This window comes from Micromonospora sp. WMMD736 (genome assembly GCF_049179015.1).
GTDB lineage: Bacteria > Actinomycetota > Actinomycetes > Mycobacteriales > Micromonosporaceae > Micromonospora.
Map to the genome: position 1 here is coordinate 15549 of NZ_JBMHMI010000001.1, position 21115 is coordinate 36663.

A 21115-nucleotide genomic window follows, 5' to 3' on the forward strand; every position below is an offset into this window, starting at 1 on the left:
GTCGCTACTGTGGATCACGCATGCGAAAGCGCCGATCCCGACCACGTCGGCCGGGCACGACCACCACAGCGAAACCCGCTGAGATCCACGGTCAGTCGCAATCAACCGATCCTCTCCGTGTCGCAACATCCGTGGAACAGGCGACCGTAACCGCAAGAGGAGGCGACGCATGAGCCGGCGGAAGGTTGCGACGACTGCAACCTATTCACTGCTGCTTGCCACCCTCTTGGCAGCTGCGGTCAATATCGCAACCAGCGTTCTGCCGGAAGCCTGGAAGGGTTACACGTGGACCGCCATCCCGGCGATCCTCCTGCTCGTCGTCACGATCGCGCTCACCGGCTCGCAGTCCACGGACCAGGGCACGACGGATGAATATCTGCGAGTCTTGTCGCGGGAATTGCTGACCGATACATGGGAACGTGCCATCGACGACCACCGCGCCCGTCCGCTAGAGGTGCCGGGCCCGATCGTCATCTCCTGGACCGCGACGGACCGATTCGGGCCGAGACTGGAGAACTTCGGTTGGAACCCGCGCAGGACCGTCAACGGAAGGAACAAACGCGCCACGAAGATCCCCACCGTCGGCACGATCCTCTCTATCGATGATCTCTTTCTTCGAATCCCGGCGCGGCAGCTCATCGTGCTCGGGCCGCCCGGATCTGGCAAGACCGCGACGGCGATCGTCCTTTTTGAAGGCCTCTGCAGACGGTTCGAGGAGGCCTGCACCGTTCCCTACTTGACCTCGCTCGCTGAATGGGATCCAACGGTGGTTGACTTCCGGTCGTGGCTGAGCGATCGCCTCGTTCGTGACTATCCCGGCCTGAAAAACAAGGGCAAGTACGGCAAGGACGTCGCGCGGAAGCTCATCACACATGGGCTCATCACTCCGTTCCTGGACGGACTGGACGAGATGCCTGAACAGTTGCAGTCAGCGGCGATCCGTGAGCTCAAGCGAGCCACCGCGAACGGTCAGCCGTTCGTGCTCACCAGCCGTACGGAGTCTTTCGCGCGTACGGCGGAACGCGAAGCGACTGTCCTACCAGCCGCCTACGTCATCGAACTTCGAGCGGTTCAACCGGGCGACGCGATCCGTTACATTAACGACAGACTCCGCACCATCGACCATCGCTGGTTACCCGTCTTCGATGATCTCCGAAAAAGCTCCAGTGAGCTTTCCGAAGCACTGTCGAAGCCACTGATGATCTGGCTCGCCTTCGTGCACTACCAGGATCCGGCGACAAATCCCCGTGACCTGCTCGACAAGCGGCGATTCGCGACGGCGTCGGCCATCGCGAACTATCTCCTGAGCCAGCATCTTCGTTCGGTGTACCCGATGGCCGACGATGACCGGCGGCCGCCGCGGTCACGGTACTCGTTCGAAGAAGCCGACCGTTGGCTGCGTTACCTCGCGCGGCACATCGAACGGCGTGGCGGCCGCGACCTCGCGTGGTTCCACCTTGCCGGAGATCTGCCGCGGCGGGTTCGGTTCGCCGCCGGTGTCTTGCTGTGCATGGTCTTCGGGCTCCTCGGAGGGCTGGCATTCGGAGCGACGAAGGCCGTCGCGTTCGTCACCATGTTGACCCTCGTGACCGCGGTCACGATCGGAACCGCGTTCGCACACGCCGACCTGCCCACGTCCCCGATGCATCTCAGTTGGAGGATCTTCACCGATCCGTGGCCCACGCTCCGCAGAGCGATTCTCGGTCTCGCTGCCGGTGGTGCCGTTGGCATCGCGATGCTGCCCCTCTTCGGCACCAGGTTCGCTGTTTCTGTGCTCAGCCTGGGCGCGCTGCTCGGGGTGGGATTCACATTCGTCGGCAGACCGTACCCTCTTCGCGAGTCGAGCCCTCGTCGGCAGCTGGCCATCGATGGCTATGCGGGACTCGGGATTACCGGCTTGGGGATGGTCATCGGGGCTCTCGGCGCCATGTCCACCATCAGCACAGCCACCACGACGCCAACATGGGTGGCAGGCGGATTAACTGGCATTCTCGCCGGCGGGTTCGCTGGCGGCCACATCAACAGGTCCGCCAACGAGGTCCACAACCGACTGCTCGCCGTCACGGCTCGATCCGCTGCGGGCCTTGTCGGTGGGGCGCTTCTCGCCGGCAGTGTAGGTGTCGTGGTCGGCGTGCTGCTGCCCGGTCCGATCCTCGAAGGTCCTTCGACGGTGTCTACCGGCGCCCTTTTCGGTCTGTTCTTCGGGACGGTGGGCGCATTCGCATGGAACGCATCGGTCTGGTATCGCTTGATGCTCGCCTGGGCAGGCATTCGCCGGCGCCTGCCGTTTAACTTGATGGACTTCCTCGCGGATGCGGAGGACCGCGGCGTTCTCAGGCGTGTTGGAAGCGTGTACCAGTTCAGGCACATCAGCCTCCAGTACATGCTGGCCCGCACTCCCCAGCCGGACCGGCTGCCTTGACGACGAGATGATCCTGCCCGATCGCTATCGGCGGACAGTCACATACGAGAGGTCACCCCGCGGACGAAGCGTCACCGACGCCCTGGTGGGGAGCGTCGCCGACCGAGCTGCCACAAGCCTCCACGAACGCGAGATGCGTTCGACGATCAATCCGATCTCGTAGAACGCGAAGTCAGCACCGATGCAGACTCGTGCTCCTCCACCGAACGGATAGTAGCTACCCGGAGCGGTAGTCCAAAGACGCTGGTCTTCACTGCCGTCGAACTTGAGCCACCGTTGCGGCAGGAACCTATCCGGATCCGTCCAGATGGCTGGGTCACGCTGCACGACGTACGGACTCACAAGTAGCGTCGTACCCCCGGGAATCCGGGTTCCGGCAAGCACGGCGTCGTCTTGCGCCTGACGGACGAGTAACCAGATGGGCGGAAACAGCCGCAGCGCTTCGGCAACCACTGCATTCACGAAGTCTGTCGGCTGCATGACGGGGCACGAAGCGTCCAAGCGGACCACGCCAGCATCGCGAACCCGTTCATACAGGTGACCCTCGATATCAGGATGCAGGGAAAGTAGGTGGTACACCCATGTCAGCGCCGTGGTTACCGTCTCGAAGCCGGTCACCAGCAACGTCCGGATCTGGGACCGCACCTCCGGCGTGGCGAGGCTTCCCTCAGTCGCTCGGCCCCCATTCGCCCGGACCAGTCGATGGAGCGCCGTGTCCGCGTCCTGCTCATCGAGAGAAATACGTTCGACGGCTTGCACCACGACATCGTCAAGCTCGTCGAGGACCCTGCGCCGCCGATCTACTCGCAGCCGGCCGACACGCTTCAACAGAAGCATTGTCGTCGCGTCGAGAACGAGCCCTTCCATCAAACGTTTCAAAACGCCCTTGATCCGGTCTGTATCCGCAGCTGACAGTGGCACGCCGAGCAGTGACCTGGCCATCACCCGCAGTGTGATGGACGCGAAAACGTCCGCTAGGTCTACCGCCGCTCCATTCGTCCAGCCGCTCGTAACCGTATCGACCTCGTGATGGACAATGTCGGCATACGCGGGCAGGCGTTCCCGCGCGAACGCCGGCCGCAGCAGACGACGCTGCCGGCGATGGTCCGATCCGCGACTGGTCAGCAGCCCGTCGCCGAGAATGCTTCGGAGGGGCACCTCCTCCCTCCATGCGTGTCCCATGGATTGGTGGAAGCCCTTCCCGAAATGACGCTCGTCGGCGAGCACCTGGAGGGTCGGAGCAGCTCCGGACACGAATACGACACGGCCTCGACTGACATTCAGCTGTACGAGCGGGCCATGTCGGATGGCGAGCGTCCGCAGGTAACCGGGGGCATCGTGGATGAACTCAAGAAGCTGTGTCAGAGGCCGGTCACCGCACGTTGGTATGTTTGGAATCGGCAGCAGAGGACGCTTGGACAGTAGCCTTGGAATCAACGGCGTGCCCTTTCTGGCGCGAGCCGTGCAGGTTCGAACCCTTGAATGCGGGCGTAGACTGTCGCGCTCAGGATACCGGCGGCCGCGGCGGCCGCGCCGGCCACGACATCGATGAAGTAATGAACCTCTAGATAAACGGTGGCGAGCACGACTCCGATCCCCACCGGAAGGAAACTCCAGAAAAGCTTCCGATAGGTCCTGAACATGTACCAAAGAATCACGAAAACTACTGCGGCATGGACGCTCGGGAAAGCGTCTCTGGCGTCGCCCTGAATCACCGCTATCATCCTCAGTGCCGGCGCGTGAGATTCATTCGAAACCAGATTTACGCCTACTGGGCCACGGTACACATGTGGCCCGACCGCGGGCGAGACAAGATAGACGGCATAACTCGATAACATGCATGTTGTAACAGCAAGGACGACCTCACGAAAATGCTGGTAATGCGAGCGTAGGTAAAGAAGCGCCGTATATGCGGCTGGCACGATAGCCACGCTGAGATAGCAACCCGTGAGAATTGCTGTCGTCATATCGCTGCCCACCCTCCGCTGCAGCCACACCCCCGCGTCGCCTCCGAAGATGCTCCGGTCAAGGCTTGAGAGCCGCGGGTCCAGCAGCGGCCGGTCCAGATCGGGCGTCAGATGATGCAGCATCAGGTAGAAGGACAGACAGAAGACGGCCGGAGCCACCTCTCGTGCCGTCTTGCGGACCAGCCGCCGTCCGTGCGGTCGCCCGCCGCCATGTCGGCATCCATACCAGTACACCGGCACGGAGGCCGATCCCAAGACGACAACCACCGGCCACAGCCCGAGAAGGGAGTCAAGCAGGGACGGGACTTCGCGCGAGAGGACGCTGAGGGTAATCACCCCAATCAAGAGAACAAAGGCCAAGCAGTCCTCGGGCCGCACGGGGCACCAGCTCGGCGCTCCGGCCGAGTTCTGTTCAACGGATTCCACGACCACCCCACAGGTAACTCAGGTGACGGAGTCTGGCCTCTTGCGCGAGCAATAATGCAGGCGGTATCGTTGGCCATCAGTATGTCAAGCTCTTGCCTAGGAGTCAACAGTGAGGACCACTTGACTACCGATTTCGATGGACTAACATTCCGTGATGATCCTGTTGTTGCCGTGGTTATTCCGGCTCGCAACGAAAGTGCGACTGTGGCCGAGGTCGTCTCTTCATTTCGGGCAATATTGATGAGCGCCGGAATCGTGGCACTTGTGGTGGTGGTCGACGATCGCTCGTCCGACGACACTGCGGTTCGCGCGCGAGATGCCGGTGCTGATGTCGTCATCCCGTCTGGTGGCACCGGAGGTCTGGCACAGGCATTCCGAACGGGCGTGATCACAGCATTGACCTACGACGTGACGCACATTCTCCACGTCGACGCCGACGGCCAGTACTCACCTGCGGACGCCTTGGGGCTGCTTGACATCGTCCTCAACGGTGCCGATCTGGCGATCGGAAGCCGACTCTGGAACCGGCCGGCGTGCATGTCACGGCCGCGATACTTCGCGAACCGCTTGTTCTCTCGGGCGGTTGCGTGCCTGATCGGGATTCCCATCCTCGATGCCCAGAGCGGTTATCGCGTCTTCACCCGGGAGCTCGCGGACACCTGTCTGATCTCCGGCACCTACACGTACACGCAGGAGCAGGTCATTCGGGCCGCCCATCTAGGATATGTAGTCAGCTTCATGCCGATCAGTTTTCTCCCCCGCAGCTTCGGAAGAAGTCGGCTAATTGTGTCTGTCCCGACCTATGCGGCACATGTCCTGATCGCGGTATGGCGGCTGACGAACGCGTTGGGGATCGGCCACCTTCGACTACCTGTATGCCTGATCTACGCCTTCGTCATCGAATGCCGCGACCGCCATAAGCTCGAGGGATCGACACGGTGACACAACGCGACGCGACCGGCTCGATCAGACCCGGCTTTTCCATTCCGTCGCTGACCCGAGTGCTCGCAATCGACTGCGGGCTGCCTGTGGACGACAGCCTCTACCACAACTGGCAGGCGGTCACCGATTTCATGTGTCATCTCGACGACTGGTTCGACGACAACGCGTCGAGCGCCGGCGAGGTCGAGCGTTGCGCGGTATTCCTGGAACGTGGCGGATCTACTGAGGCCATCGCCTCGCTCAGCCCTCGACAGCGCACCTCGTTGCTCAACCTGCGCGACTGTCTGCCTACTACCGGCGCGCAGGCCGAACGAGCCGCCCAGGAGCTCGCCGGGCACGTCCGGGGCTGGGCAGCATACACTGCCGCTCTTCGACGGACCACATCGCTAAGAACCTTCCTCGCGCTACGTCGCCAGGAGAGTCGCCATCTCGCGGCTCTGATGACCGCCGTCGTCCCTTACTCGACGGAACGCCGCCGTCGGTTGAGCGCCGCGCTCGCCCAGATCACGATCGCCGCGCAGTTCATCGACAGCGTGGTCGATCTGGACGTCGACAGGGCCGAAGGGGCTGTCCAGCTGCGCGTTCGGCATGCACGGGTGACCCTGGCGACGGTCGCGGCATGGGAGTCGGTGAAATGTCTCCGCTACTGCCCAGGCCTCTTTCCGCGACTCGTGGTCAAGGGACTCTTGCTGGTCAAGAACCGCAACGGTCGCTGGAACGCACATCGCATCCACGCGTGACTGTTCACCGGCTTCGACCTTTCGGCGCATGGCTACCGGGGCGGAGCCGTCTCAGCCGCACTAGAACCTTGACCACGATGAGCACGGCGACCACGACGACCATGCCGGTCTGGTGCGCGACAATCCATGACAAAACGGGTGTGAGCATCCCCGCGGTGCGCATCGCCAGCGCGATGATCGCGGCAGAGGAGACAGCGCTTCCCGCGAACAGCAATGGCAGGTACACGCGGGGCGCAGTGCTTGCCGCGCCGAGCGTCACATCGACGACCGAGACAGGGTAGAGACACGTACCGACCAGCAGAGCTGATGATCGCAGATGCTGCGCCTTTGGCGCACGTCCGGTGAGCCATCGAACCGGACGGGCGCCGAAGTTCCGGCCGAGTTCGAAGTACGCATAGTGGATCAGACACCGGATCGGGTAGATGATCGCGAAGGTGAGCGAGGCTCCCACCAGAGGTGCTACAAGGATCACCATGTCGGGCGAGGTTCTGAGGAACAGAACCACCTCCGGCCGACTCTCGAGAAGGATCGACGAGAGCGCGAGCCCCGCGTAGGACAGGGTCGTCTGGACGCCCAGCAGGATCAGCCAGATCCAGCGTCGCCGCTGCGTCGAAGGTGAATCATCTGCCATGTCGCTCGCACCTCGCAATGCGTCGGCGGCACATAGGACGCAGGGACGTCCGATCCTTCGCGGGCACGCTAGCCGATGACCCAACAACTGGGCAGCCCGGCGAAGTGCGAACCGGTTGATCGCTGTCGGCGCCCGCCCACCAGGGATGGTCGATGTTCGGCGATCAAGCTGGACTCCGATCGCCTCGGCCCTTTGATCATCTGCTCGGATCTGCCGCTGATGGTGCTCACCAGATCCCCACCCACTTGCCGATGTGGTAGCGGCGTAGCGGCGTTACAACCACTGCTCATCAATGTTGCCGGCGTACAGGTAGGCGGTGCGGTAGGCCGGCCGCGCGAACAGCTCCGACTCACCCGAGTACACGGCAGCGAGCAGGCCCGGCCGGTACCACCAGCCGTTCGTGATGCCAGCAACCTCTGGGACCGGTTGCATGGCGGTCAGGTCGATCTGGTCGACGGCCGAGCCGGTCAGCCTGGTGACCGAATCCGCGACGTCCATCGCCGCATACGCCAGAGCCAGGGCCTCAACCCAGCCGTCGATGCTGCGATGCAACGGGACCCACTGCCCATCGTCGCCACCGGCGATACCGAATGTGCCGTCCGGACCGATCAGGAACGCATACGGCACAGCGGTGCGTTGCGGCCCGGCCTCGAAAAACCAACCCTGGGGAGCAAACGTGTCTTCCCACTCCGGCGTGTCCACGCTGAGCATCCGCGGGCCTGCGGCATCCTCGGGCATGCCCGGCGCGGACGGCAGGACAAGGCCACCCCACCGGGCCCGATACGCCTCGGCGCGGTCGATGACCTCGTCAGGAATCTGCGCCTCCTGCCACGCGCCTCGAAACTGACTCACCGGCGGCACGTCGAGCCAAACTCCGTGAACGCTGACGAACGAGCGGGCCCGTCTGCTCAAACCCGTCCGCGGCCGACGCAATCCCAACACATGCGCATGGTATCGAGCTATTGGATGCCCGCTCATAGCCGCGATCCGGTCGCTACGGGTAGCGCTTGTCTCGGGCGGCGTAGGCGTAGCGCCGAGGACCGCCGGCGCTGCTGACCACCCGTCGACCATATGATGGGAGGATGTCGGCCGGATCGCTCATGGCCCGTAATCGCGGATGTCCGGCATCATGACCGGCATGGACGTCGAGGAACTGATCGCGCGCCATCCGCGAGTCTTCCACACGATGTCGGCGGTCGCTTGGCCGTCGGTGCAACGGCACGGCTTGCTGTCCACGCAGCAACTGGTCGATCTGTTCGGCCTCGACGTCGGCGAGCGTGAGCGACTCCTGAATGCACCTCGCAAGCAGGCCACCGTTCTGCGCGCGTCCGGCCTGCCGCCGGCCGTGATCCGCGATCAGAAGCCGATGAAATTTGTCGCGGAGAAAATTGATCCTGACTCCTCGCTGGCCGAGTACCTCGTCGCCATCAACTCTCGGGTCTTCTTCTGGGCCAGTGCTGAGCGACTGGACCGGTTGCGTCAAGCGAAGGAGTATCGCACCGAGGGCCAGGTCGTCCTGCACGTCGACACTCGCGCCCTTGTCGAGCGATACGGCCCACGTATCGAACTCTGCCGGCTCAACTCTGGGGCGGTGACGCAGAAGAACCACCCCTTGCGAGGACATCGATCCTGGGTTCCGATCGCCGACTACTCCTACGAGGAGTACCGCCGCCGGTTTGGCCGCGATGGTGCCTTGGTCGAGGTCACCGTTTTGGACGCCGTCCCTGACATCCTCGACCTGATCGACAAGATCGAAGGTGCCACCGACTGAGTTCCACACCCTTTGCGGCCATGGGACTGCATTGCACTCCATCCGACAGGCCGATGCACGAACACGCGGCCGGGATCAGCCTTCGCCAACCCGCCGGTCCTTCCCGCGGCTTCCTCGTCCTCGACGACCCCCGTGGCCTACCAACGTCGGGACCGAGGACCGGCAGGACGGGCGTTTCATCAGTTCTACAAGCCCGGCCGCCACGGCGCGGACAGACTGAGCTAGAGTCCTCGATCGGTCTTGACGCGGGTGACCGGTGGGTGGCTACTGCTGGCAGCCCCGCGGAGGGTTTGTGGTCAGTCGGCGCAGGGCGGCGATGGTCGTACGGATACGACCGGTCAACAGTTCGTCAGCCCAGACGATGTCGTCGGCGAAGCTGGTGGCACCGAGGCGGTTGTCGCCTGCGGCGAGTTTCTCGAGACCGGGGATCGTCTCGACTGCGCGTAGCTCCAGGATCGTTGCCAGGCCATACCGGCCGGCGTAGTCGGTGACGCCGTGAAGCAGCGGCTCGGTCAGGTCTACGGTCGGTACGCCAAGCCGAGCAAGGGCGCGGGACGCCGCCACTCGGCTCCACCTGTCGTCGAGCCGGTTGCGCAGTAGCGGATCGAGGTCGGTCAGGGCGTCGCGGTGGGCCGGGGCCAGGTCTGCAACGAGGTCTGCGGCGGCGCGAGCCGGGGTGTGCCCACCGGCAAGCACCGCGCGCACGGTTGTCAAAATGGGCTGTACGCCGTCGATGACCGCGACTATCCGAGCAGCGAGGATCTGGGCCTCCCGCTGCGGGTGCGTCCCGGCCGCCGCACCGGTGAGCTGGTCGCGCGCCCTAGGCAGCAGTGGGCGCAGTTCCTCGCCCAACTCATCGACGAACATTTGCGGTCCCGGCCACAGTCGCCGCTCACCGGACAAGGCAGTGTCGAGGATGCCGAAGAGCGGCTGCACGTCGCCGGAGATCCGTCGAATGGCCAGGGCCGCCACCGGATCGCCGGCCTGCGTCGCCCTTGTACGTAGGTGCGGTACGGCGGCGGCGTCATCGTGTCCGATCTCCAGGAGCGCCCACGCCACCTGTGGTCCCTCGTACGGCAGGGCGGCAAGCAGCTCCGGCGCCGCCGCTGCGGCGCGCCACGCGCCGAGCACCCCGGCCAGCACGTCCGCACGGGCCGGTTCGTCGGCCAGGCGCTGGCGGACCGCAGCCAGCACCGCAGGCTCGAAGCGGGCGCCGTCGAGCAACCGCTGCGCACGGTGCCCAGCGGCTGCCGCCGCACACACCGGTTCGATCCAACGGGGATCACCGAGCCGGGCGAGGGCACTGACCGCCCGATACTCGGCGGTGAACCCGGGCGCCCCGGCCTCCTCCGCGAACCCGGCGGCGACGCTCGCCAGCAGGTCCGCGAATCGCCCGGCCGCCTCGCCAGCCCGGCTGAGCGTGTCGAGAGCACGATTCCGCACACCGGGATCCGGGTCGTGCAACGCAGTCGCGACCAGCGGAACGATCTGCGGCGGTGCCGAACGACTGGCGTCGCACCGTTCCGACGCCGCCCACAGGCCGAGCTCCCGGGTCTTCGGCTCGCGGGCCTGCAGTAGGTGGCTGAGTAGATCCAGTGCGACCGGCGCGGGCTGCGCCACCATCAGCTCATCGGACCAGTCACCGCCGTGCGCCCAGCAGTAGGTGACCGAAGCGCCGTCGTCGATCGCTGCGACCACCGCGGCGATCGTACCGTCCGGCCAGGGCACCCCGGCCCGCAGCAGCGCCACCGCCGCGGCCACCCGTACCAGCGGCGCTGCGTGCAAGACCAAGTCGGCGAGCACCGGTTCGGCGGCGGCCGGATCGATCAGGCCCAGCGCCAGAGCGAGCGATGCCTGAACCGGCTCAGTGGCTTCGACCCGCCAAGCTTGCCAAAGCGGTTCGGGGACTGTCCCGGCCTGAGCCGCCGCGTAGGCCGCAGCCTCCCGTACCTTGGGATCACCGTCTGCAAGCAGCGCTAGGAGGGCCGGAAGGTGCCCGACGACTGCTGCACGCACGTCCGGGAAGTCGTCGCCGTACGCGTGCCGTCGATCGGCCAGTTGTCCGAGCATCCAGGCAAGGTCGGCCCGGCCGTGCGGCGCGGCCAGGGCCAGCTCGGCCAGGAACGGTACGGCCGCCACCGTTGCCAGGTAGACGGTGCCCTGGTGGAAGATGCTGCCGTTTAGCTCGGAGACCGCCCCCTGAGCAGCTTCCTCGTCCGGCGAGGCCGCCTGCCGTAACAGGTTCGGCGTGTCGAGAGCCTCTCCGTACGCGTGGCTCAGCTCATTCCAGCCGACCTCGTCCAGTCCCTCCAGCACGGCCGCAGCATACGTCCCCGATCGACGCTACCGAGAGACCCACCGTCTACCCACTCAACCGGGCATCCGGTGCACCCGAGTCCACCAAAACGGTGCCAGCCGTTGATCGACGGCGGTCAGATCGAGGTGGGGCCTGACTGCGGCAGACCTCGGCGAGGCGGCTGAACTCAATCGCCACTGGCCGGCTATCAGCCTATCCGGCGATGGATGCGCAACCTGCTCAGTCGCACGCCCGGTCTGCTCGAGAGCGCTAAACGGTCCTCTCAGTCCGACGGGCCATCGGTATGCGGTAGGGACTTTTGGAATAGTCGACGTGCGAGTCGATGGGTTTCGTCGGAGACGTCCTCGTCGATTTCCTGAAGCGCTGACCTGAGTGCTGCCAGCCGCGCGTTGATGGCTGCGGTGTCATCAGTGGCGGCATGAGCGTTCATGGCGAGGCGAGCGACCTCCTCGTTGATCGGGTCGATGTCGCAGGCAGCGTCGAGGAGAGTCCGAGCTCGACCGGGGTCGGTGTCGGCGAGCAGAACCGCGAGTCGGGCGTGGATGTTGACGCCGACCTGCCTGCACCTGTGCTGTGGCCCGTCCATCCATTCGAAGCTGTCGTCGTAGAGTAGGCCGTTCCAGTTGCTGACTGCTTCGTCGAGCGCCGCTCGCTGGGCGTCTCGGTCGGTCGTCGCGCCGGCGCGGCTGACGGCGTCGAGGACGCGCCACCAGTCGACATCGAGCAGGGTCGGGTCGAGGTAGTAGCGCCCACCAGGGTTGACGACCGGTTTGAAGGTATCGCTGATCGCGCTGGGGTCGAGTCCGGTGGCGTGGGTCAGCCGATTGCGGAGGTTGGCGACGTTGGTGGACAGGCGGTCGCGGGCGCGGCGTGGGGTGGCATCCGGTGTCATCGCTACCTCGATGTCGGCGATGTCCGCACCTTGGCGGTGGACGGCGAGGTAGGTGAGGAGTTCGTAACTTGCTCGGCGGACGCCGGGGACGGGGTTGCCGTCGGCGCCGAAGATGATCGGCCGGCCGAGGACCTGGACGCGTACCCGTGACTGCCGCTTCTCGCTCGCTCGGGGAGGTTCGGCGGGTGGGGTAGGCCTGACTGGCGGTGCTGGGCTCGCGGTGGTCTCTGCGGTAGATGTGTTTCCGCCATTGCTCGTGGAGCCCGGCCCTTCGGGCGTCGGGTCGTTGGGCGGGGGAGATGGCGGCTCCCCGGTGTGAGCTTCGCGAATGACGGTGAGCAGCTGCAGGGTGGTGTCGGCGTCTAGGACCGACAGCTTGGGGGTCTGTCCCGGCTCGTTGCTTGTGGTGGTGCCGTCGCTCGCAACAGTGAGGGTGGTGCCGCGCGGCCAGTCGCCGGCGATGACTGCGCTGATGGCCAGGGGATGGCCCAGGTGTAGCGCGGTGGATAGCCGAGCCCGGATCGCGGTGTCGGGGATGTCGGCGATCAGTGTGATCGGCGGAAGTGGATCGTGGTGCGGGTCGGCGTCGTGGAGCGCGGCGACGTCGGTGACGTCGGCGTCGGTGACGGCACGTGTGCGGTGGATGATCTGTTCTTCGACGTAGGTCAGGGCATGGTCGAGTCCGGCGGTGACTCGCAGCCGAGGTATGGCACCGACCAGGTCGGTGATTGCGGTGCCGCCGAGCAGATCGGCGAGGACCGTCGCGGGGATCACCACCTGCCCGCGGGCGTCCGGGTCGTGGACACCGCCGGAGGAGAGCGTCGCCACGAGCATCGCGCGGACGGCGTCGGCACCGCCTGGTCCGGTAAGGCCGAGGCCTCCGCGTGGTTGGTCGGGTAGTCCGGCCAGTTGCGGTCCGGACGGCCCGATCGGTGCCAGCGGCGGCCGTTCGGCGCCCGCGGGGTTACGGACTGTGGGTTGTGGCGGCGGGGGTGCCAAGAGTTCGGGTGCCTGCTCACGGACGGCCCGGCGTAGCCGGCTGACCACGGCCGGCAGGGGCTGCAGGGTGGGATCGGTGGCCGGGTCGATGTCGGCGATGGGGTTGTAACGGGTGCGTCGGCGTAGCCACACGATCGACGAGGCGGCGGCCAGTGCAGCGGCCAGTCCGATGCTCACCCATCCGCCCGGTACGCCCACGCCGCGATCCTCACCGGGCGGCCGAACGGCATCGCTTTGGTCGGGCGTTGCCGCGCTGGTGCTGCTTGGGGTCGAGGCCGGACCCGATGACGCCGGCATGCGCGGTGCCGGCTCGACCACACCGTCCGGATCCTCAGCGGTTGAGGAAGACGGTGTCGATATGGGCGGGGCTGTCGACGTTGCCGGGCCCGGTGAAGTGGGCACCGGGCCGGCACCCGGCGGTCGGGCGGGTTTGGCGGGTGTCGGATCGGTGGCTGGTGGCGGGACAGCGTCATCTGGCATCCGTAGGTCCCAGCCGGGTTGGATCAGGCGGGGGGCCCGCAACGTGCCGCCGACCTCGAAATGTCGGCCGCGGTTGAGCTGCCAGATCTCGGGCCAACGGTTGCCGTCGTCGAGGCACTTCTCGGCGATGACCCAGAGGCTCTCGTTGCGTTGGACGACGTACACATAGCTGTTGCCTTTGATGAGAACGTTGTGTTCGCCAGCGCAGAGGATCGGCGGTTGCTGCTCGATACCGACCTTGGCTGGGCCCGTCGCAGCGTTGCCGACAAGCACCACCGGGGTGGCGTGCGCCGCGGCCGGCACGACCGCGGGCAATGGCGGAGGAGTCGCCGTAGCCGGCGCGACGGTGGCGGTGGCGACGACCCCGGCCGTGAGTCCGGAGAGCAGCCAACCTGCCAGAGTCTGTACGGACGTAAAGCCGCGCAGTCTCGGCATGGGCAGGCCGCGAATCCCGGCGATCGCCTCGGCGAGGAGGCTGGCGGTGAACACGGCCCAGAGCAGCCACAGGGCGATGGCCAGCAGGTTGACCGCCATCGTGTCGGTGAAGCCGGCGGTGAGCCATGCCTGCCAGCCGGCGGTGTCCTGCGGGACGGCGCGGGGGAGGGGCCAACCGATGTGGGCGGCGAGACCGTAGGGGATGCCGACGGTGATGGAGAGCAGCGCGGTGGCGCTGGCGAGGCGGGTGAGGAGCCGGCCGAGCGCCGCGGTGACGTTCATGGCACCCCCTTCACGGTGGTCTAGCTGGTCACGGGTTCGGCGCGTTCGGTGGTCGAGACGGTGACGGTGGTGATTCCGACGGCGGCGAGTAGCGGCGTGGGCCCGGTCTTGGTGACGGTGACCGTGACCAACGTCGTGGTGGCGGAGACGGTGCCGGTTGCTCCGACCTGGGCGAGGTACTCGGTCGCCGCGGCTTCGGCCAGGACCGGGTCGAGTTGTACGGTGCCGGCCGTGCGGAGCAGGAGTAGATCGATCCGGTCTGCTCCGGCCCGCGCGGCCTGTTGGGCGACGTGGCGAGCGTCGACGCGCATCGTCATCGCGGCGCCGCCGTCGATGATCAGTGCGGCTGCGAGCATGCCGACGAGGAACATTCCGGTTGCCCAGCCGGTGCCCGAGCCGCGGTCTTCGCGCAGCTGGCGGCGAACCGCCTCCAACCTTGGGCGGCTCACGGGACGACCTCCGAGTAGGTGTCCAGTGGGGCCCTGGCGGCCGCGGTCGTGTCGGCGCCGCCCGGGGCGCTGACGCCGATCAGGTCATCGGTGGAGACGTGGCACGTGATGGTGACGGTGACCGAGCCGCCACGGCCGAAGTCATCGAGGTCCGTGACAACGGTCAACGGGGTGCATCCGCGGGCCCGGCCGGCGAGGTCGCCGCGGGCGGCTTCCTCGGCGGCGGACTGCGCGGCAGCGGCGGTTCGCTGTTGGGATGCGGCGCGCGCGGCGGACGCGGCGGCGGCGTGTACGTCGAGGCGAGTGGCCGACAACCGCCATGCGCCGACGATCAGCATCGCCACGATCACCATGACCGGCAGGACGAGCCCGACTACCTCGACCGACACCGAGCCGCAATCGCCGGACGGACACCGCCGACGCAGTGATGCTCTACTGGGCTCTCTCATCGACGCCTCGCTCCTTCCGCCTGGTCTCAGCTGACGGGTGGGACATCTTCGGTGGGTGCCTGGACCTGGACCTCGATGGGCACGGTGAGCCCTGGCACGGGAACGACACGGTTCGCCGTGCCGGTGATCGTGACGGTTGTGGTGACTGGCCCACGCTCCACGGTGATCTGGACGTCGTCGATGCCGGCCGGGTTGGTCTCGGCCAGGACTTCAGCGGCTTCGCTGCGGCCGGATTCGGCCGTCGCCCCATAGACCCGCGCCGCCTGAAGTGCCTCCTTGGCGGCGTGCCGAGCCGACTGATCGGCCAACGACCAGACGGCGGCTTGCACGATCACGGTCAGAGCGAGCAGGAAGATGACGGTGTAGCCGACGGTCTCGGTCGTGACTGAGCCGCGGTCGCCGTGGAGTCTGCTGCGGAGGTGCTGCCTGGTCCTGCTCGGACTCCCCATGATCGTGACGGTCAGAAGCCGATGGTGATGACCAGGGAGTTCCAGTACTGCGTCACGGTGTCCCGGAAGAGCATGCCGATGCCGCCGACGACGACGATGAAGATGGCGATCCACATGATCGTGTCGACGGTCTCGGCTCCGTGTTCGGGATTCTCACGGATGGCCCTGAGCCCATAGGCGAAGTTGGCGCGTAGACGGCGGATCATGGTGATCAACTCCTTCGAGTAGCCGTAAGGATGCGGTTAGTCGGTAACACCGTGGGTTGTTCCATGGCTTACTTGCGGGATGCCGATCGAGGTCGAGGTGGCAGCGCCGGTCGCCTCGTGGAGCCACCGTTGACTGCTTGTCGAGATTCCCGACGCTTCTCTGATTCGGGGCGAGTGATCGAGACTCTCAAGGTGGCGGGTCGGTGAGTAACGCGGCGGCGCCGCACTCGCTGCCCTGATCGCGTTCCACGCGCTGCGATCCCACCAGGTCGTCGCCATGCAGCTGCATGAGATCCCTGACAGCCGCCTGCACCATGGCGCTCGCCGCCCCGGTCAGGCAGCGACTCACCGCGTGGCTCGACGAACGACAGCGGCGCTGGCCGAACACCGCCAACCCGCACCTGTTCCTCAACCACTACAACGCCACCCGCACCGCCCTGCCCAGCACCCACTGGATCACCAAGACGATCGGCTTCTCGGCCCAAGCGTTGCGGATGGGCCGCATCGTGCACGAAGCCATCACGTCCCCCGGAGACGTGCGCCGACTGACTGACATGTTCGGCGTGTCCGTTCCCACCGCCGAGCGGTACGCGTCCGGCGGCATCGAACCTGCCGAACCACGTACCAGACCGCCGCTGCCGTAGGGTGCCCGCATGGACATCCCCGGCCTTGGGACGGTCTTCGAGGACCTCGACGGGTGGTACCGCAGCGAGCCCGTCCACGTGCCAGCCTTGGGCGACCGCGTACTCAACGTGATGGTTAACGGATACGACGACGACCCGGCCAAGGAAGAGTTCCACACGGCCATCGCGGCGTTCCTCGACGTCGACGACTCCGTCCTCAAGGCCGCCGCACCAGCGATCTTCGACTACTACCAGGACGTCGTATCCGAGGCCACCGACGGCGCCGTGCCCGTAACGATCTCTAATCCTGACGAAGTCTGGGCACACATCCACCCCGTCGAGGCTGCCGTCGAGCGCGACAGCTTCCGCGACCAGCATGTGTACGTCACCGTGGAATGCAACTGCGACTGGGAGCCCGAACACGGACTCCAGATCGTTCTGCGAGACGGCCGAGCAGTGACCAAGGTTGGCCCATACGACGGCCACCTCACCAACGCAGCTGCCTTCAACCGCGACGACCTCGAAGGCGTCGTCTACCACCGGCTGAGGTAGCGCAACCGGCTGTGGTCGTCCGGCATCTACCGCCTTCGATCGATGAACGGCGATCACCCTGCAGGCAGTTCGTGAACCGACGGACTCGGATAGCCGCATAGCTGCGTACCTCCCTTCAGCTCCGGCGTAACGACACTTCGAAATTCGTGAGCTCTCGGACCCTTCAGAGACCGGCGCGGATGGCCGCGATGGCCGGGTATAGCAGGAACAGGCCGTAGCCGAGGGCGATGAGCATGACGGGCAGGGACATCCGGACGCCGGCCGAGCGGGCGGCGGATTCCATTGCGGCGGTTGTGCGAGCGCGCATCCCCGAGGCCCGGGCAGCGAGGGAAGCACGGACCCGGGCGCCTTCCGCGCCGGCCAACTGCATCGTGGCGGCCAACTCGGCCAACTCGTTCACTCCCGTATCGTGGCCCAGTTGGCCAAGGGGCCGCCACGGGGGCTGCCGAGTCAGCCGGGCGGTGCGTAGCGCGGCACGCAGTTGGTCGGCGGCCCAGCCGGTGCAGACGCTTGCCGCATCGTCGAGGGCCTGTTCGACGCCGGCGCCGCCGGCCAGGCTGATGGTGACCAGGTCGAGCATCACCGACAGGGTGTGGCGCAGATGGGCACGCCGCCTCTTCGCCTGAGCGCAGGCCCGGGTGACCGCCCATCGGTAGCCGATCAGTCCGCCCAGGCCGGCGAGCCACAGCGGCACCAGCCCGCCGACACCCCACAGTGCGGCCAGGACGGGCATCGCCAGTACCCCCAGGCCGATGGCTGCGGCCTGCTCGGCAAGGAACGTGGGAACGTCCTTCTGCAGCACTGCCAGGTCGCTGCGGGTGCGAGCGGTAGGCAGGCCCAGGCGTACGAGGGGCGCCCCCAGCACCTGATAGCGGCGTTGTCGGGCGGTCATCGGCGGCGGCGCCGGACGACGTAGGCCATCGAGCACGTCGACCAGGGCAGGTCGGTTGGGACGCAACCCCAGCAGGACCAGCGCAAGGCCGGTTCCGGTACCGGCCCCCAGCAGCAGCGCCTCCCGGATCACCGTGTCACCACCTGGGGTTGGGAGTTGGCGCCGGTCAGCACCCGCTCCTCACGGGCTATCCGGGACATCCGGCTGAGCCAGATGAATCCGACGGCGAACATCGCACCCACGATGGCGAGTACGACCTGCCCGGCCAGAGTGTCGTAGGGAGCGAGGAACGTGCGGTTGAGCAGTACCTGTCCGACGGCCATGACCAGGGTGATCGCGATGATGATCCGCACCGACGTGCGGGTGGTCGCCCACTCGGTCTGGATCCGCATCCGGGCTGCGGCCTGCTCCCGTGCGGTTGCCGCGAGCGCACCGAGCTGCTCGGCGAGGTTGCGAGCCTGCCTGGTGGCCGCCAGCAGCAACGACGCCACGACCATGTCCCCGGTCGGATGATTGAGATCAGCGGCGAACGCGCGCAGCGCGACCGGCAGGCGGACCCCAGCGTCGATCGCCTCCGCCAGCGCGATGACCTGCGGTCGGATAGCCGCTGGCGCCGTGCCGGCCGTCGCGGCGATCGCCTCCTCCAGCCCAGCTGCCGCGGCCAGCGTGTCGCGCAAGCTCTCCGTCCAGCCCGCGATCGCCTCCAACTGCTCCTGCTCACGCTGCTGAGTCCGGTTCCCGATCAGCACGGTGGGTAGGCTCCACGCTGCCAGGCCAGCCAAGATCGCGCCGACCAGCCAGCCGGTTACCAGCCCCGAGACCACCGCCGCGATGATCACCGTTACGGTCCGCACGGGAGTTACGGCCGCACGAGCTCGTCGTAGCAAGCCGTCCACTCGTGCAGGGCTGTCACGGTCGCGCCGCCGGAATCCGTCAACGACCAGCCACAGGCCAAGGCCGCTGAGTAGTCCGACAAGCAGCACGACCGGCATGGCCATCCGTGTCACCACCCGTCACGGTCGAGGGCAGCAGGATCCAGGCCAACATCGACGAGCCGGTCCATGGTCTCGTCCCGCAGCCGGGTCGCCGGCACTGCCTGGCGACCCGGACCAGGCCGGTATACCTCGTTGGACATGATCTGGTCCCCGTCGGTGCCGACGATCTCGCGAACGGAGGAAACCACTCGAAGGCCATTGGGAGTGCGGTCCAAGTGCACGACGATGTGCACGGCTTCGCCCAGCAGTGACGTCGCGGCACTTCGTGGATAGGATGCCGGCGGCTCCATCGCATAGGTGGTCATCCGCAGCAGTGCCTGCGAACTCGACGAGGCATGCACCGTCGCCATCGACCCGTCCACCCCGATCGACATCGCCTTGGCCATCTGCACGACCTCAGCCCCGCGAACCTCGCCGAGGATGACCCGATCCGGCGTCAACCGCAGGGCGGCACGGACGCACTGATCCAGGCTGAACTCGCCCACGCCCTCGATGTTTGCCTGCCGTGCCTGCATCGAGACCATGTCCGGGTGGACCTGCGGGTCCAGCGACAGCTCGCGAGAGTCCTCGATCACGATCAGGCGTTCCTGCGTGGGAATCGCAGAGGCGAGGGCTCGCAGGAATGTTGTTTTTCCCGCGGCGGGGCCGCCGCTGATGACGATGTTCCGGCGGGCCAACACCAGGCCGGTGAACAGATCCGCCATTGTCGGCGTCAGCTCGCCCATCCCCACCAGGTCATCCAGGCTCACCTTCACCATCGGGTGCCGGCGGATCGACACCGCGACTCGATCGCTGATCACCTGCATCGCGTGTAGACGCGCTCCGCCAGGCAACTGCATGGCGAGTTCGGGGGCGTCCGGGTCGAATCGGCGCTCATGGGCTCCGAGCCGGGCGCCCATGTCGCGCAACTGCTCGATCAGTTCGGTATCGGAGTTTGCGACCGCGGCCACCCGGGCGCGTCGGCCATCGCGGTACTGCACCTGCACGTTGTCGCAGCCGTTGATGTTGATGGTCTCGATCGCCTCGTCGTCGAGGAGCGGTTGCAGCCCGCCGGCGCCGACGAAGGAGTTGCGCAACGCTTGCCGAATCCGATTCTCGGCCATCTCACTCAGCGGGGGTTGCCCGCGGTGCAACGCCTCGCGCGCGTACTCGTCGAGAGCGTTGGATATCAACAGGTCGACGTCGCCCGCGTTGTCTGCTCCGCCGACGACCGACACCTGTAGCCGGACGGCGACAGTGGCTCGTAACGCATCGAGAACCTCTCGCTCACCAGTGGTCAGCGCGTGGGCGCCCCCCACGCCCATGCTGTTCCCCGGAGCGGAATGTCGAGCGTTCATCGGCCGCTCACCCCGGCGTGCTCCGTCACCGGCGCGATGGACGTCCCGGTACCGGCGTGCCGATCGAGGTCCAGTGCAAGGCCACGACAGGCCCGCAGCAGTGGCAGCCGCGTCCAGCCGGTCGACTGCCAACCGCGCCGCGGCACCATCCGTCCGGCCAGAATCCCGGCGCCGCGACGGTCGTTCGGGATGGTCGCGGCCAGCGGCAGCCCAAGGCTGCCGGCCACCTCCACTGCCGGCCACCCGTCGCCACCTACGGTCACCAGCTGTACGTCCCGGACCAATCCGGTCAGCTGCTCGACGTGTTCGTGTCCCTGGGTAAGGTCTCTACCTTTTGCTGATGGGATTGGTCGGCCCGTCGGGCCGTTCAGTCGCACATCCGCAACCCGAACCTCATCCTGTACGGGCCTCAGCACCACCAGTAGGACGTCCACTGCCGATAGCAGCGCGGACGTCGGCGAAGCTGGCTCCCACCGGCCCACGTCGAGCACGACCGCTGGCCGGCTGGCGGCCAGCATTCGCAGCATTCGAGGTCCTCGCGCAGCTAACGCCCGCAGGCTCGCCGCCGCGGCGCCAGGCTCCGCCAGGACCACGTCCACCCCGGACGGCAGCGGTTGTACCCACCGAGACGGATCCATCCGGACGCCGGCCCCGGATCGGGCATCGGCGGCCATCGACGCCAGCCCTGGCTCCCGCCCGTCATCGTGGTAGGTGCGACCGAACCGTGCCATCAGGTCGCCGCCCGCCGGATCCGCTTCCACGACAATGGCGCCTGGCTCGGGCCACCGCAGTGCCAGCCCCAGGGCGAGCGTCGTTGCGCCCGGCGAGCCCTTCGCGCTCGTCACCCCGATCAACACGG

General features: G+C 66.6%; 20 protein-coding genes. 6 read left to right on the top strand and 14 right to left on the bottom strand.

The features are described from left to right. Positions 1-169 precede the first annotated feature (169 nt). Positions 170-2422 (top strand): hypothetical protein, encoded by a 2253-nt coding sequence (locus ACN269_RS00090; RefSeq protein WP_421470354.1) that lies wholly within the window; start codon positions 170-172, stop codon positions 2420-2422. A 24-nt stretch (positions 2423-2446) separates the two neighbouring features. Here ACN269_RS00090 and ACN269_RS00095 read toward each other — a convergent pair whose 3' ends face one another. Together ACN269_RS00095 and ACN269_RS00100 are read right to left on the bottom strand one after the other, a co-directional pair. Then, the gene (locus ACN269_RS00095) at positions 2447-3859 is read right to left on the bottom strand and encodes a cytochrome P450 (RefSeq protein WP_421470355.1); all 1413 of its coding nucleotides are present in this window, start codon (positions 3857-3859) and stop codon (positions 2447-2449) included. Next, positions 3856-4767 (bottom strand): phosphatase PAP2 family protein, encoded by a 912-nt coding sequence (locus tag ACN269_RS00100; RefSeq protein ID WP_421470356.1) that lies wholly within the window; start codon positions 4765-4767, stop codon positions 3856-3858. Before ACN269_RS00100 ends, ACN269_RS00095 begins: the two co-directional genes overlap by 4 nt. Positions 4768-4935: 168 nt before the next feature. Between ACN269_RS00100 and ACN269_RS00105 the strand changes: the two genes are divergently transcribed. Both ACN269_RS00105 and ACN269_RS00110 read left to right on the top strand, forming a co-directional pair. Further along, positions 4936-5757, top strand: a complete 822-nt coding sequence (locus tag ACN269_RS00105; protein ID WP_421470357.1) for a glycosyltransferase family 2 protein — start codon at positions 4936-4938, stop codon at positions 5755-5757. Next, positions 5754-6497, top strand: a complete 744-nt coding sequence (locus tag ACN269_RS00110; RefSeq protein WP_421470358.1) for a hypothetical protein — start codon at positions 5754-5756, stop codon at positions 6495-6497. Before ACN269_RS00105 ends, ACN269_RS00110 begins: the two co-directional genes overlap by 4 nt. Positions 6498-6501: 4 nt before the next feature. Here ACN269_RS00110 and ACN269_RS00115 read toward each other — a convergent pair whose 3' ends face one another. Both ACN269_RS00115 and ACN269_RS00120 read right to left on the bottom strand, forming a co-directional pair. Continuing rightward, positions 6502-7128 carry a hypothetical protein gene (locus ACN269_RS00115; RefSeq protein WP_421470359.1) on the bottom strand — a complete coding sequence of 209 codons (627 nt, stop codon included), beginning with the start codon at positions 7126-7128 and terminating at the stop codon, positions 6502-6504. Between the two features lie 273 nt (positions 7129-7401). Further along, positions 7402-7989 carry a hypothetical protein gene (locus tag ACN269_RS00120; RefSeq protein WP_421476145.1) on the bottom strand — a complete coding sequence of 196 codons (588 nt, stop codon included), beginning with the start codon at positions 7987-7989 and terminating at the stop codon, positions 7402-7404. 277 nt (positions 7990-8266) lie between these two features. On the opposite strand from ACN269_RS00120, the gene ACN269_RS00125 reads away from it, so the two are divergent. Then, complete coding sequence (locus tag ACN269_RS00125) at positions 8267-8899, top strand: DUF7002 family protein (protein ID WP_421470360.1); 633 nt, start codon at positions 8267-8269, stop codon at positions 8897-8899. Positions 8900-9163: 264 nt separating this feature from the next. Here the strand turns inward: ACN269_RS00125 and ACN269_RS00130 are convergent, their stop codons facing one another. The 6 genes from ACN269_RS00130 to ACN269_RS00155 form a co-directional block, all read right to left on the bottom strand. Further along, the gene (locus ACN269_RS00130; protein WP_421470361.1) at positions 9164-11215 is read right to left on the bottom strand and encodes a hypothetical protein; all 2052 of its coding nucleotides are present in this window, start codon (positions 11213-11215) and stop codon (positions 9164-9166) included. Positions 11216-11478: 263 nt separating this feature from the next. After that, positions 11479-14304, bottom strand: a complete 2826-nt coding sequence (locus tag ACN269_RS00135; protein ID WP_421470362.1) for a BTAD domain-containing putative transcriptional regulator — start codon at positions 14302-14304, stop codon at positions 11479-11481. A gap of 20 nt (positions 14305-14324) precedes the next feature. Next, complete coding sequence (locus ACN269_RS00140; RefSeq protein ID WP_421470363.1) at positions 14325-14753, bottom strand: pilus assembly protein TadG-related protein; 429 nt, start codon at positions 14751-14753, stop codon at positions 14325-14327. Next, positions 14750-15142 (bottom strand): TadE family protein, encoded by a 393-nt coding sequence (locus ACN269_RS00145; protein ID WP_358126958.1) that lies wholly within the window; start codon positions 15140-15142, stop codon positions 14750-14752. Before ACN269_RS00145 ends, ACN269_RS00140 begins: the two co-directional genes overlap by 4 nt. Before the next feature lie 86 nt (positions 15143-15228). Further along, complete coding sequence (locus ACN269_RS00150; RefSeq protein WP_421470364.1) at positions 15229-15651, bottom strand: TadE/TadG family type IV pilus assembly protein; 423 nt, start codon at positions 15649-15651, stop codon at positions 15229-15231. A gap of 11 nt (positions 15652-15662) precedes the next feature. Further along, positions 15663-15857: a hypothetical protein gene (locus ACN269_RS00155; RefSeq protein WP_167944775.1), complete on the bottom strand. Its 195-nt coding sequence runs from the start codon at positions 15855-15857 to the stop codon at positions 15663-15665. A 287-nt stretch (positions 15858-16144) separates the two neighbouring features. Between ACN269_RS00155 and ACN269_RS00160 the strand changes: the two genes are divergently transcribed. Together ACN269_RS00160 and ACN269_RS00165 are read left to right on the top strand one after the other, a co-directional pair. Beyond that, positions 16145-16501 carry a hypothetical protein gene (locus ACN269_RS00160; RefSeq protein ID WP_421470365.1) on the top strand — a complete coding sequence of 119 codons (357 nt, stop codon included), beginning with the start codon at positions 16145-16147 and terminating at the stop codon, positions 16499-16501. Between the two features lie 9 nt (positions 16502-16510). Next, a complete protein-coding gene (locus ACN269_RS00165; RefSeq protein WP_421470366.1) occupies positions 16511-17032 on the top strand; it encodes a DUF6985 domain-containing protein in 522 nt (173 codons plus the stop codon). 163 nt (positions 17033-17195) lie between these two features. Here the strand turns inward: ACN269_RS00165 and ACN269_RS00170 are convergent, their stop codons facing one another. The 4 genes from ACN269_RS00170 to ACN269_RS00185 form a co-directional block, all read right to left on the bottom strand. Further along, positions 17196-18056, bottom strand: a complete 861-nt coding sequence (locus ACN269_RS00170; RefSeq protein WP_421470367.1) for a type II secretion system F family protein — start codon at positions 18054-18056, stop codon at positions 17196-17198. Beyond that, positions 18053-18763 (bottom strand): type II secretion system F family protein, encoded by a 711-nt coding sequence (locus ACN269_RS00175; protein ID WP_421470368.1) that lies wholly within the window; start codon positions 18761-18763, stop codon positions 18053-18055. The genes ACN269_RS00170 and ACN269_RS00175 overlap by 4 nt, the downstream gene beginning before the upstream one ends. 164 nt (positions 18764-18927) lie before the next feature. Continuing rightward, positions 18928-20223 carry a CpaF family protein gene (locus tag ACN269_RS00180; RefSeq protein ID WP_421470369.1) on the bottom strand — a complete coding sequence of 432 codons (1296 nt, stop codon included), beginning with the start codon at positions 20221-20223 and terminating at the stop codon, positions 18928-18930. 29 nt (positions 20224-20252) lie between these two features. Continuing rightward, a complete protein-coding gene (locus ACN269_RS00185) occupies positions 20253-21113 on the bottom strand; it encodes a hypothetical protein (protein ID WP_421470370.1) in 861 nt (286 codons plus the stop codon). Between the last annotated feature and the right edge of the window lie 2 nt (positions 21114-21115).

What these genes read in the sequence shown, in the direction of transcription:
- ACN269_RS00125 (WP_421470360.1), top strand. Translation starts at nt 8,267, where the DNA reads ATGGACGTCGAGGAACTGATCGCGCGCCATCCGCGAGTCTTCCACACG.
- ACN269_RS00165 (WP_421470366.1), top strand. Translation starts at nt 16,511, where the DNA reads ATGGACATCCCCGGCCTTGGGACGGTCTTCGAGGACCTCGACGGGTGG.
- ACN269_RS00155 (WP_167944775.1), bottom strand. Translation starts at nt 15,857, where the DNA reads ATGATCCGCCGTCTACGCGCCAACTTCGCCTATGGGCTCAGGGCCATC.
- ACN269_RS00160 (WP_421470365.1), top strand. Translation starts at nt 16,145, where the DNA reads ATGAGATCCCTGACAGCCGCCTGCACCATGGCGCTCGCCGCCCCGGTC.
- ACN269_RS00115 (WP_421470359.1), bottom strand. Translation starts at nt 7,128, where the DNA reads ATGGCAGATGATTCACCTTCGACGCAGCGGCGACGCTGGATCTGGCTG.
- ACN269_RS00180 (WP_421470369.1), bottom strand. Translation starts at nt 20,223, where the DNA reads ATGGGCGTGGGGGGCGCCCACGCGCTGACCACTGGTGAGCGAGAGGTT.
- ACN269_RS00150 (WP_421470364.1), bottom strand. Translation starts at nt 15,651, where the DNA reads ATGGGGAGTCCGAGCAGGACCAGGCAGCACCTCCGCAGCAGACTCCAC.
- ACN269_RS00090 (WP_421470354.1), top strand. Translation starts at nt 170, where the DNA reads ATGAGCCGGCGGAAGGTTGCGACGACTGCAACCTATTCACTGCTGCTT.
- ACN269_RS00135 (WP_421470362.1), bottom strand. Translation starts at nt 14,304, where the DNA reads ATGAACGTCACCGCGGCGCTCGGCCGGCTCCTCACCCGCCTCGCCAGC.